This is a genomic window from Enterobacter wuhouensis (genome assembly GCF_035835995.1).
In the GTDB taxonomy this organism is placed as follows: Bacteria; Pseudomonadota; Gammaproteobacteria; order Enterobacterales; family Enterobacteriaceae; genus Enterobacter; species Enterobacter wuhouensis.
Window position 1 is genome coordinate 3,308,675 of the sequence record NZ_CP142124.1, and the last position, 11,628, is coordinate 3,320,302.

The following is an 11,628-nucleotide window of genomic DNA, read 5'->3' on the forward strand; positions in this document are numbered from 1 at the left end:
CTAAGAAACTAACCTTTTCAACTACCTGTCATCACCCAGAGTAACGAGCGTGTTATTGCGTCGCTCAACGGCAATTTATTGCGCTCTGAAATCAAACTGTCGCCGTTCCACGACACTCGTAAGTGACGGAAATTATTTAAAAAAATGCCTCTTGTCACCCCTCAAATTTAGGCGTACATTAGCGCCGTCTGGCAACAGGAAAGCACAGAATTCTGAGCCGAAATTAGCGATGCCGTAAGCCGCATAATTTCGATTCTTTAGCATCAGGTGGACTTTGTTTTTCAATGCGTACCATAAGATACGCGGAGCGATGAAACGTGAAATATTTCTTTATGGGCATTTCGGTGATTGTTTTAGTCTGGGCCGGAACCTTTGCCCTGATGATCTAGAAAAGCAAATGCTGTTAAAAAAACAGGCGCCACCGGCGCCTGTTTTTTTATGTCGTTACGACTCGGGGTGTTCAGCCACGCTTTTTGATGAGAGAAGCCCGTCGGCGCGGAACATACTCTTAATGCCCCTCACCGCCTGACGAATACGATCGCTGTTTTCAATGAGTGCAAATCGTACGTGGGTGTCACCGTAATCACCAAATCCGATGCCTGGAGAGACGCAGACCTTGGCGTCCTGCAGAAGCTTCTTGGCAAACTCCAGTGAGCCCATTGCCGCGTACGGCTCAGGAATTTTTGCCCAGACGTACATCGAGGCTTTTGGCATGTCGACCATCCAGCCAGCCTCATGTAACCCTTTAACCAGCACGTCGCGGCGGCGTTTATACTGCGCGGCGATATCGTGTACGCACTGCTGATCCCCCTCCAGCGCGGCAATAGCCGCCACCTGCAGCGGCGTAAAGGTGCCGTAGTCGTGATAGCTCTTGATGCGCGCCAGCGCGTTTACCAGCGTCTTATTACCCACCATAAAGCCAATTCGCCACCCGGCCATATTGTAGCTTTTCGACAGAGTGAAGAACTCAACGGCCACATCGCGCGCGCCCGGAACCTGCATAATTGAAGGTGCCTTCCAGCCGTCATAGACAATGTCGGCGTAGGCAAGATCGTGAACCACCAGCACGTCATAGCGTTTCGCCAGCGCGACCACTTTTTCGAAGAACTCCAGCTCTACGCACTGCGCCGTTGGGTTCGACGGGAAGCCGAGGATCATCATCTTCGGTTTCGGATAGCTTTCGCGAATGGCGCGCTCCAGCTCGTTGAAGAAATCCACGCCTTCCACCAGCGGTACAGAACGTACCTGCGCCCCGGCGATCACTGCGCCGTAAATATGGATGGGATAGCTTGGATTTGGCACCAGCACGGTATCACCCTGATCCAGCGTCGCCAGCATCAGGTGCGCCAGCCCTTCTTTTGAACCGATGGTGACAATGGCTTCACTTTCAGGGTCGATGTCGACCTGATAGCGATCCTGATACCAGCGGGAGATCGCGCGGCGTAATCGAGGAATACCGCGAGACGTCGAATAACCGTGTGTATCCGGCCGCTGCGCTACCGTGCAGAGCTTCTCGACAATGTGCGGAGGCGTTGGGCCGTCAGGGTTACCCATACTGAAGTCGATAATATCTTCGCCGCGCCGACGCGCAGCCATCTTCAGTTCAGCCGTGATGTTGAAAACATAAGGGGGGAGACGATCGATACGCGTGAAACGACGTTCAGGACTGAATTCAGCCATAGATTCCTCAGATTAACGTTAGCGCCCGGACCGTCCGAGCGACGCTGCCACCGATGTGGCATGATTAGAAAATAACCTGAAAAAAATCATGCTGTCGAGAGGGGAAAGTAAAAAAAGATTTCGCGTTAAAACGGGAAGTCTGCTTTGACCAAAGGCGGAAACGCTGGGTCTGATATGGCATGAACAATACCTGTTTGTTAACATCATGATATCAATAAATTTACCCACCGATTTCTCATGTTGAAAAAATCGAGATTGTTCAGTTGCTCAAACATAATCCCCTTTGGAAATTATGGTTTATCCTCATTTCATAAACCTGACGGATAGCTGGTCAATACGCGCTAGGTTTTCTATCATGGTTCTTTCTGGTTACCAGTGGTCCACTCGTGCACGAAATATTCACTATGCTGCTGGCGGTTTTTGACCGCGCGGCGCTCATGCTGATTTGCCTCTTCTTCCTGATACGCATTCGCCTGTTTCGCGAGCTTCTGCACAAATCGGCCCACTCGCCTAAAGAGCTGCTGGCGGTCACCGCCATCTTTTCGCTTTTTGCCCTGTTTAGTACCTGGTCCGGCGTCCCGGTGGAAGGCTCGCTGGTCAACGTGCGTATCATCGCCGTGATGTCCGGCGGGATCTTATTTGGCCCCTGGGTCGGGATTATCACCGGCGCTATCGCCGGTACGCACCGTTATCTGATCGATATCGGCGGCGTGACGGCCATCCCGTGCTTCATCACCAGCATAATTGCCGGGGTGCTTTCCGGCTGGATAAACCGCAGGATCCCGAAAAAACAGCACTGGCGCGCCGGGATAATCGCGGGCATGGTCTGCGAAACGCTCACCATGATCCTGGTGGTCGCCTGGGCTCCCACCACCGCTCTGGGGCTGGATATCGTTTCTAAAATCGGGATCCCGATGATCCTCGGCAGCGTCTGCATCGGGTTTATCGTGCTGCTGGTACAAAGCGTTGAAGGTGAAAAGGAGGCCAGCGCCGCGCGTCAGGCCAAGCTGGCGCTGGATATCGCTAACAAAACGCTGCCGCTGTTCCGCCACGTTAACGCGGAATCTCTACGTCAGGTGTGCGATATCATTCGCCGCGATATTCACGCCGACGCGGTGGCGATTACCAATATTGACCACGTGCTGGCCTACGTCGGCGTGGGCGAACACAACTATCACGACAACGACGATACCATCAGCCCCACGACCCGGCAGGCGATTAACTATGGGAAAATCATTATCAAAAACAATGATGAAGCCCACAGGACGCCGGAAATTCACTCCATGCTGGTGATCCCGCTATGGGAGAAAGGCGTCGTGACGGGCACGCTGAAAATCTACTACTGCCACGCTCACCAGATCACCTCGTCGCTGCAGGAAATGGCCATCGGGCTCTCGCAGATTATCTCCACTCAGCTGGAAGTTTCCCGCGCGGAGCAGCTGCGCGAGATGGCAAATAAGGCAGAGCTGCGCGCGCTGCAAAGTAAAATCAATCCCCATTTCCTGTTTAACGCGCTGAACGCCATCTCCTCCTCCATTCGCCTCAATCCGGACACCGCGCGTCAGCTCATTTTTAATCTGTCGCGCTACCTGCGCTACAACATTGAGCTGAAAGATGACGAGCAGATCGACATCAAGAAAGAGCTTTATCAAATCAAGGACTACATTGCGATTGAGCAGGCACGCTTTGGCGACAAGCTCACGGTCATTTACGATATTGATGAAGAGGTCAACTGCGTGATCCCCAGCCTGCTGATCCAGCCGCTGGTCGAAAATGCGATTGTCCACGGTATTCAGCCGTGTAAAGGCAAAGGCGTGGTGACCATTAGCGTCACCGAAAGCGGCAACCGCGTGCGTATTGCCGTGCGCGACACCGGCCACGGCATCGACCCGAAAGTTATCGAGCGCGTTGAGTCTAACGAAATGCCGGGCAACAAGATTGGTCTGCTGAACGTACATCACCGGGTGAAGCTGCTGTACGGCGAGGGGCTGCACATTCGCCGTCTTGAGCCCGGCACCGAAATCGCTTTTTACGTCCCGCATGAGCGCATAGCCGTTCATGCACCGATATCCCTGCTGCCGTAGGCCGGAGTAACGCATGAAAGTCATCATTGTAGAAGATGAGATTCTGGCTCAACAGGAGCTAAGCTGGCTGATTGAAACGCACAGCCAGATGGAGATTGTAGGCACCTTTGACGACGGTCTGGACGTGCTGAAGTTCTTGCAGCACAACCGGGTTGACGCCATTTTTCTGGACATCAACATTCCGTCGCTGGACGGCGTGCTGCTGGCGCAAAATATCAATCAGTTTGCCCACAAGCCGTTTATTGTGTTCGTCACCGCCTGGAAAGAACACGCCGTAGAGGCGTTTGAGCTGGAGGCGTTTGACTATATTCTCAAGCCTTATCAGGAGTCGCGGATTGTCAGCATGCTGCAAAAGCTGGAGGCGGCATGGCAGCAGCAGGCAACCCCCGTCAGCGCCAGCCCGGCCGTGCGCGAAAACGACACCATTAATCTGGTGAAAGATGAGCGCATTATCGTGACGCCAATCGACGATATCTATTACGCCGAAGCGCATGAAAAGATGACGTTTGTTTATACCCGGCGCGAATCGTACGTGATGGCGATGAACATCACCGAGTTTTGCAGCAAGCTGCCGGCGGCGCATTTCTTCCGCTGCCATCGTTCGTTTTGCGTGAATTTGAACAAGATCCGCGAGATAGAGCCCTGGTTTAACAACACCTACATTTTGCGCCTGAAGGATCTCGATTTTCAGGTACCCGTCAGCCGCAGCAAGGTGAAAGAGTTTCGCCAGCTGATGCACCTGTAGCAGTATCCCCCTCCCCTGGCGAAGAGGGGGAATGAACATCAGAGGATCTGACCCAGCACCTGACGCAGATGCGCGCCCGCGCCCAGCAGGCCCGGATTATCATGCACAATCAGATAGACAGGAATATCCTGAACGTAGCTTCTGAAGCGCCCTTTATCTTCAAACCCACCGCGGAAGCCCGAGGCTTTAAAGAAGTCGAGGAAGCGCGGCATGATACCGCCCGCAATATAGACGCCGCCAAACGTGCCCAGGGTCAGCGCCAGGTTGCCGCCAAACCGCCCCATGATCACGCAGAACAGCGACAGCGCACGACGGCAGTCGATGCAGGTATCCGCCAGCGCGCGCTCGGTCACGTCTTTTGGCTGCAGGTTTTCTGGCAGTCGACCGTCTGATTTCACAATTGCACGGTACAGATTCACCAGGCCCGGGCCGGAAAGCACGCGCTCCGCGGATACGTGGCCAATCTCTGCGCGCAGCTCTTCAAGAATAATGCCCTCTTCTTCACTGTTTGGCGCGAAATCTACGTGTCCACCTTCGCCCGGCAGGCTGACCCAGCGCTTATCGACGTGCACCAGATGCGACACCCCCAGACCGGTTCCGGCGCCGTATACGGCAATCGGCTTGCCTTCAACGGGCGCGATTCCACCGAACTGAATCAGGTGCTCCTGCTTGAGCATCGGGATCGCCATGGATACCGCAGTGAAGTCGTTAATGATTTCAAGATGAGCAAAACCGAGGTTTTCCTTCATTTCGGCAATCGAGAATGCCCACGTGTGGTTGGTCATCGCCACCCAGTCACCCGTAATCGGGCAGGCAATCGCGATACAGCCGTCCTCAACGTTTGCCTTGCGCTCATCAAGATAAACGCGAACAACGGCTTCCAGACTTGGATAGTCCAGCCCTGAATAGGTTTTCGCCTGGGAAATTTCACCGGTGTTTACATCGCATAATGCCAGGCGCGCGTTTGTGCCCCCCACATCACCTACCAAAGCATACTTTGTCATTCTTCTACTGCTCCGCTAAAGTCAGAATAAATCTTTGGGACACTGTAAATTCAAGGCGTGATAACAACAACGACCAGAAGGTGAATGGCCCAGGATAATCGATCTTCGTCACATAATAACTTTACCGTTTCAGCACCTTTTGCACTATTGCCTTAAGGCTGATTGTGCAAAGTAACGAAATACCGTTTCTACAAGGAAATCATCATGCTCCACCCGCGAGCCAGAACCATGCTGCTTTTGGCAATTCCGGCGTTAATCATTGGCGTTGCCTCAAGCCTGGTGCTCATCGTCGTGATGAAAGTCGCGTCGGTGCTGCAGACGATGTTATGGACTGCCCTTCCCGCCAATATGGGTTTCAGCCCGGATTCTCCAGTATGGATAATTACAATGCTGACGCTGACCGGCGTTGCAGTCGGTTTGGTGATACGCTTTAGCCCCGGGCATGCGGGCCCCGATCCGGCGCAGGAACCGCTGATTGGTGCGCCGGTCGCGCCTTCCGCCCTGCCGGGGTTAATTATCGCGTTGATTTTAGGTCTGGCAGGCGGCGTGAGCCTGGGGCCGGAGCACCCTATCATGGCGGTGAATATTGGCCTGGCGGTATTTCTGGGCGCGCGTATCTTCCCGCGCGTCGGCGCGCTGGACTGGACGATCCTGGCCTCGGCGGGCACGATTGGCGCGTTATTTGGTACCCCCGTCGCCGCCGCGCTGATTTTTTCGCAGACGCTCAGCAGCAATAACGATGTTCCCCTCTGGGATAAACTCTTTGCTCCGCTGATGGCCGCTGCCGCAGGCGCGCTCACCACCAGCCTGTTTTTCCATCCTCACTTTTCACTCTCTTTGCCCCACTATGGTCAAATGCAGATCGCCGACATTTTCAGCGGTGCGGTCGTGGTTGCCATCGCCATTGCGCTGGGAATGGTGGCGGTCTGGTGCCTGCCTCGCCTGCACCGTCTGATGCATAAGATGAAACATCCGGTGCTCATTCTCGGCGTCGGCGGTTTCGTGCTTGGCATTTTGGGGGCGGTCGGCGGAACGGTAACCCTCTTTAAGGGTCTGGACGAAATGCAACAGCTGGCCTTCAGCCAGGTGTTCAGCGTGTCCGATTATCTGCTGTTTGCCCTGATAAAACTGGCGGCTCTGGTCGTGGCCTCAGCATGCGGCTTCCGGGGAGGACGTATATTCCCGGCGGTATTTATTGGCGTGGCGCTGGGGCTGATGCTGCACGAACATGTCGATGCCGTACCGGCGGCGATTACCGTTTCCTGTTCGATACTGGGGCTGGTGCTGGTCGTCACGCGTGACGCCTGGTTAAGCCTGTTTATGGCCGCCGTGGTGGTGCTGGATTCGACGCTGTTTCCGCTGCTCTGTATCGTGATGTTGCCCGCCTGGCTCCTGCTGGCGGGCAAACCGATGCTGATGGCATGGCGTAACGACAAATAATCAGGCGCTATTACGCGCCTCCAGCGCTTTGGTGATGGCGCTTAACAGCGGCGGAATATCCGCTTTTGGCAGCATGACCTCAATCAGCGAGAGTCGCTCATGGTGGGCGACTTTTTCCAGCACGTCCGCAAGCTCCCCGGCTTCACTGACCCGCCAGCATTCTGCCTGAGGCGCCAGGCTGAGCGCCTGTGGAATTTGCGTCCAGTTCCACAGCGCAATGTCGTTATACCGCTGCTCCGGCCCGTGGATCGCCCTTTCAACCGTGTAACCTTCGTTGTTGAGCACCAGAATAATCGGGCGCTGCTTATCACGCAGCATGGAACCCAGCTCCTGGATGGTCAACTGCGCCGCACCATCCCCTGTCAGAACAATCACGCGGCGCTGTGGACAGGCCGTTTGCGCCCCGAAGGCCGATGCCAGGGTGTAGCCGATCGAGCCCCACAGAGGCTGGACGATAAAGTTAACGTCGGCAGGCAGACGCAGATCGATCGCGCCAAACGCCGAGGTGCCTTGGTCGGCGAGAATAATGTCGCCTGGGCGAATAAAGGTCTGCAGCGTGTTCCAGAAACTTTCCTGGGTGAGCGAGCCGTCAGGCTGCGGGAAGGAGAAGCTGCTGTGGCTGGAAGCGGCTAGCGGCTCGTATACATGCTGCTTGCACAGCGCGATCAGCGTCTCAATCGCCTGAATCATCGGGATCCCGGTGAACCAGACATCGCCCACGCGTGACGCATGGGGCTGAACCTCAATCGTTTGGGCAGGGGTGAGCTGATGGGTGAATCCAGCCGTCAGCGTATCGGTAAAGCGCGTCCCAATGCAGAGCACGGTATCAGCGCCCTCTATCGCCTCTTTGACCGCGCCCGCGCTGGCGGAACCCGCGTACGTACCGTAAAAACCAGGCTGGCGCTCATCGAAGATCCCTTTGCCCATCAGCATCGTAGCGTGTGCCATCGGTACTTCTTTGACCCACTTCTGCAGCGCATGCTTCAGGCCATAGCGCAGCACCAGAAAATCCGCTAACAGCGCGGGGCGTTTGCTCATTGCCAGCCTGCTGCTGGCCGCCTCGCGAAACGCATCCAGGCAGGCATTATCGGCATCTTCAGGCTTGAGAGTGAGAGCGTTTACAGGCGGCGTGGCGGCTTTTTTTGCCACATCGGCAGGCAGCATCAGATAGCCAGGACGACGTTCCCGCAGCATGGTCGTGAGCACACGATCGATTTCATAGCAGGCGTTTTGTTCGGTAAGGATCGCCTGCGCGACGGTGATGGGTTCGCTCATGTGATAAAAATGGCGGAACTCGCCGTCGCCTAACGTGTGGTGCAATAACTCCCCTTTTTGCTGTGACGCCATGCCTGGCGCACCCACGATATGTAGCACCGGAACATGCTCGGCAAAGCTGCCGGCTATCCCGTTCATGGCGCTTAACTCACCTACGCCAAACGTCGTCAGCAGCGCGGCAAAGCCCTTACATCGGGCGTAACCGTCGGCGGCGTAGGATGCGTTCAACTCGTTGGCACAGCCGACCCAGCAGATATCCGGGCTATCTATCACGTGATCGAGAAACTGCAGGTTATAGTCGCCCGGCACGCCAAACATGTGGTCTGCACCACAGTCTGTAAGACGGTCCAGCAGGTAATCGGCGACGCAGTATGGGGTACGCATTACAGGTATCCTTCTTATGTTGATCTCACCTTGAGTATTAAAGAAGCGTGATGACTGTCCAGAAACGGCGCTAAGAAGGGTCTGGAAAGAATGCTTTACAAAAAAAGCTGCGCTATTCTCCTTTTCATCATCCCTGTGTAAACGTATACACTGATTTTTCCTTCATCGTCAGAGGTCATGAGAATGGGTTATCAGCCAGACAAAAATCGTTATCAGACAATGCACTATCGCCGCTGCGGGCGGAGCGGCCTTAAACTGCCCGCCATCTCTCTTGGGCTCTGGCATAACTTTGGCGACGCCACCCTTATCGAAAACAGCCGTCAACTTTTACAGCGCGCGTTCGATCTGGGTATTACACACTTTGACCTTGCCAATAATTACGGGCCTCCACCCGGCTCGGCCGAACGCAATTTTGGCCGCATTTTGCAGGAAGATTTCCTCCCCTGGCGCGATGAGCTCATCATCTCCACCAAAGCGGGATACACCATGTGGGACGGCCCGTACGGGGATTGGGGCTCGCGCAAGTACCTGATATCAAGCCTTGATCAGAGCCTGAAGCGTATGGGGCTGGACTATGTCGACATCTTCTATCACCACCGTCCCGATCCGGAAACCCCGCTGCAGGAGACGATGAAAGCGCTCGACCACGTGGTGCGCCAGGGCAAAGCCCTGTACGTAGGATTATCCAATTACCCTGCGGAGCTGGCGCGTCAGGCCATAGAGATCCTCGACGATCTGGGAACACCCTGTCTTATTCACCAGCCGAAATATTCGATGTTCGAGCGTGCGCCTGAGGAGGGTCTGCTGGACGTTCTGCATAAGCAGGGCGTGGGCTGTATTCCCTTCTCGCCTCTGGCCGGCGGGCAGTTAACGAACCGTTACCTGAACGGCATCCCCGCGGATTCTCGTGCGGCCAGCGGCAGTAAGTTCCTCAACCCCGATCAGATTACGGATGAGAAGCTGGAAAAAGTCCGCAAGCTGAACGCGCTGGCGGAAAGCCGTGGTCAGAAGCTGTCGCAGATGGCGCTGGCGTGGATTCTACGCCATGACGCGGTCACCTCCGTGCTGATTGGTGCCAGTAAAACCGCGCAAATTGATGACGCCGTGGGCATGCTGGCGAATTACGATTTCACCGCAGGCGAACTGGCGTCGATAGAAGAGATCCTGTCCAGCTCAAATTAAAATCATTTTTAGCAAAAAGTGCTCTCGTTCAGGATTTAGGAGTTGAGGCGATGAAACGAATGTTTACCAACTCGTAAAATTGCGTTAACAGGTCGCACAGCGGCCCCGATCGTGAAGGAGAAGAGTATGTTCAGGTCACTGATTCTTGCAGCGGTATTATTGGCTTCGGCCCCGCTGGTCGCCACTGCCGGCGAAATCACCCTGTTGCCATCGATAAAATTACAAATTGGCGATCGCGACAATTACGGTAACTACTGGGACGGCGGCGGCTGGCGCGACCGCGACTACTGGCATCGCCACTATGAATGGCGTAAAGACCGCTGGTGGAAACATGACAACGGTCGTCATCGCGGTTGGGACAATCGCAAAGCCTACGAGCGTGGCTATCGCGAAGGCTGGAGCGATCGTGACGACCGCCGCGGCGGCTGGGGTCACGGTAAAGGCCGCGGTCATGGCCATCACCATTAATGCAAAAAGGAGCCTCCCGGCTCCTTTTTCTTTATAATCCCATTACCGTGCCTATCAACAACCACAGGTTGAGTGCCACCACCACCACCACAATGACCCACCCCGCGCGTTTCACCAGCGTCGAGTTAACCAGATCGCCCATTAACGATTTATTGCTGGTAAATATCAGCAGCGGCACCAGGGCCAGCGCAATACCGAAGCTTAACAGCACCTGGCTCATGACCAGAATACGCGTTGGATCCAGCCCCATCAGAATGACGATAAAGGATGGCAGCATGGTAACGGCGCGACGCACCCACAGCGGGATATGGAAACGCACAAACCCCTGCATGACAACCTGACCGGCCAGCGTCCCCACCACGGTGGAAGAAAGACCGGCCGCCACCAGGCTTAGCCCGAAGATCGTTGCCGCGGCGTGGCTTAATAAGGGTTCCAGCGTCAGATAGGCCTGGTCAAGATCGGCAATACCCGTGTGCCCGTTGAAGTGGAAGGCAGCCGCTGCAGTGGCCATCATCGCCAGGTTCACAAATCCGGCAATGGTCATGGCAATACCGACATCCCATTTTGTTGCAGAATACCGCTCTTTACGGGAACCGCCGTGCATATGCTGCGTTAAGGAAGAGTGCAGATAAATAACGTGCGGCATGATGGTCGCGCCCAGCACCCCGGCGGCGAGGAACACCGCCTCTGAGGTTGGCAGACTTGGGATCACCATTCCCTTACCGAGCTGTACCAAATTCGGCTGGGAAAAAATAAGCTCGACAATATAGGCAGCGGCGACAAACAGCAGCAGGCCGCCGATGACCCTTTCCAGCGGCTTTTGCCCCCGGCGCTGCAGCATCAGGATCAGGAAGGTGGCAATCCCGGTCAACACCGCCCCCTGTAATAAGGAGACGCCGAGGATCAGCTTAAACCCAATCGCCGCGCCGATAAATTCAGCGAGGTCAGTCGCCATAGCAATAATTTCGGCCTGCACCCAATACAGCCAGACCGCCGGGCGAGGATAGTGGTCGCGAATTTGCTCGGCCAGATTTTTTCCCGTGGCAATCCCCAGCTTGGCTGAAAGCATTTGAATCAGCATCGCCATCAGGTTAGCCCAGACAACCACCCACAGCAGCGTATAGCCGAAGCTGGCCCCGGCCTGAATATTGGTCGCAAAATTACCCGGATCGATATAGCCAATGGCGGCAATGAACGCAGGTCCCATTAATGCGAACCGCAACTTGCGCGCTGCCCTGCCGCTGCTACCCTCTACGCGACTGTTTGTCATTATCTGCCTCTGGAAATATAGCCTTTGCTATGTTTAATGCTATCAAAATGAGAATGATTATCAAGTTCATTTGGATGGTTTAAATTGATTTCTCTG

10 protein-coding genes are annotated in these 11,628 nt (G+C 55.1%); 6 read left to right on the forward strand and 4 right to left on the reverse strand.

What is annotated here, in order from left to right; translation table 11 throughout:
• The first annotated feature begins 317 nt into the window (after positions 1–317).
• Positions 318–389, forward strand: a complete 72-nt coding sequence (ypdK, locus tag VPX56_RS15785) for a membrane protein YpdK (RefSeq protein ID WP_099458937.1) — start codon at positions 318–320, stop codon at positions 387–389.
• A 55-nt stretch (positions 390–444) separates the two neighbouring features.
• On the opposite strand, the gene alaC is transcribed toward ypdK, so the two are convergent.
• On the reverse strand, positions 445–1,680 hold the full coding sequence (gene alaC / locus VPX56_RS15790) for an alanine transaminase (RefSeq protein ID WP_326467538.1): 1,236 nt from the start codon (positions 1,678–1,680) through the stop codon (positions 445–447).
• A gap of 386 nt (positions 1,681–2,066) precedes the next feature.
• On the opposite strand from alaC, the gene VPX56_RS15795 reads away from it, so the two are divergent.
• Both VPX56_RS15795 and VPX56_RS15800 read left to right on the forward strand, forming a co-directional pair.
• Positions 2,067–3,764, forward strand: coding sequence for a sensor histidine kinase (locus VPX56_RS15795; RefSeq protein ID WP_131634815.1), 1,698 nt, complete (start codon positions 2,067–2,069; stop codon positions 3,762–3,764).
• Between the two features lie 13 nt (positions 3,765–3,777).
• Positions 3,778–4,509 (forward strand): LytR/AlgR family response regulator transcription factor, encoded by a 732-nt coding sequence (locus VPX56_RS15800; RefSeq protein ID WP_131634814.1) that lies wholly within the window; start codon positions 3,778–3,780, stop codon positions 4,507–4,509.
• A 38-nt stretch (positions 4,510–4,547) separates the two neighbouring features.
• Here VPX56_RS15800 and glk read toward each other — a convergent pair whose 3' ends face one another.
• The gene (glk, locus tag VPX56_RS15805; protein ID WP_131634813.1) at positions 4,548–5,513 is read right to left on the reverse strand and encodes a glucokinase; all 966 of its coding nucleotides are present in this window, start codon (positions 5,511–5,513) and stop codon (positions 4,548–4,550) included.
• Between the two features lie 204 nt (positions 5,514–5,717).
• On the opposite strand from glk, the gene VPX56_RS15810 reads away from it, so the two are divergent.
• Positions 5,718–6,953, forward strand: a complete 1,236-nt coding sequence (locus VPX56_RS15810; RefSeq protein ID WP_326467542.1) for an ion channel protein — start codon at positions 5,718–5,720, stop codon at positions 6,951–6,953.
• Here the strand turns inward: VPX56_RS15810 and ipdC are convergent, their stop codons facing one another.
• The gene (gene ipdC / locus VPX56_RS15815) at positions 6,954–8,612 is read right to left on the reverse strand and encodes an indolepyruvate decarboxylase (protein WP_131634811.1); all 1,659 of its coding nucleotides are present in this window, start codon (positions 8,610–8,612) and stop codon (positions 6,954–6,956) included.
• Between the two features lie 183 nt (positions 8,613–8,795).
• Between ipdC and mgrA the strand changes: the two genes are divergently transcribed.
• A complete protein-coding gene (mgrA, locus tag VPX56_RS15820; RefSeq protein ID WP_131634810.1) occupies positions 8,796–9,794 on the forward strand; it encodes an L-glyceraldehyde 3-phosphate reductase in 999 nt (332 codons plus the stop codon).
• A 126-nt stretch (positions 9,795–9,920) separates the two neighbouring features.
• The gene (locus tag VPX56_RS15825) at positions 9,921–10,262 is read left to right on the forward strand and encodes a DUF2502 domain-containing protein (RefSeq protein WP_131634809.1); all 342 of its coding nucleotides are present in this window, start codon (positions 9,921–9,923) and stop codon (positions 10,260–10,262) included.
• A 31-nt stretch (positions 10,263–10,293) separates the two neighbouring features.
• Here VPX56_RS15825 and VPX56_RS15830 read toward each other — a convergent pair whose 3' ends face one another.
• A complete protein-coding gene (locus tag VPX56_RS15830) occupies positions 10,294–11,532 on the reverse strand; it encodes an Nramp family divalent metal transporter (protein ID WP_131634808.1) in 1,239 nt (412 codons plus the stop codon).
• Positions 11,533–11,628: the final 96 nt, after the last annotated feature.

Bases quoted from the DNA above. Each gene is read 5' to 3' on its own strand.
- VPX56_RS15800 (WP_131634814.1), top strand. From the start codon at position 3,778: ATGAAAGTCATCATTGTAGAAGATGAGATTCTGGCTCAACAGGAGCTA.
- VPX56_RS15830 (WP_131634808.1), bottom strand. From the start codon at position 11,532: ATGACAAACAGTCGCGTAGAGGGTAGCAGCGGCAGGGCAGCGCGCAAG.
- VPX56_RS15825 (WP_131634809.1), top strand. From the start codon at position 9,921: ATGTTCAGGTCACTGATTCTTGCAGCGGTATTATTGGCTTCGGCCCCG.
- ipdC (WP_131634811.1), bottom strand. From the start codon at position 8,612: ATGCGTACCCCATACTGCGTCGCCGATTACCTGCTGGACCGTCTTACA.
- alaC (WP_326467538.1), bottom strand. From the start codon at position 1,680: ATGGCTGAATTCAGTCCTGAACGTCGTTTCACGCGTATCGATCGTCTC.
- glk (WP_131634813.1), bottom strand. From the start codon at position 5,513: ATGACAAAGTATGCTTTGGTAGGTGATGTGGGGGGCACAAACGCGCGC.
- VPX56_RS15810 (WP_326467542.1), top strand. From the start codon at position 5,718: ATGCTCCACCCGCGAGCCAGAACCATGCTGCTTTTGGCAATTCCGGCG.
- mgrA (WP_131634810.1), top strand. From the start codon at position 8,796: ATGGGTTATCAGCCAGACAAAAATCGTTATCAGACAATGCACTATCGC.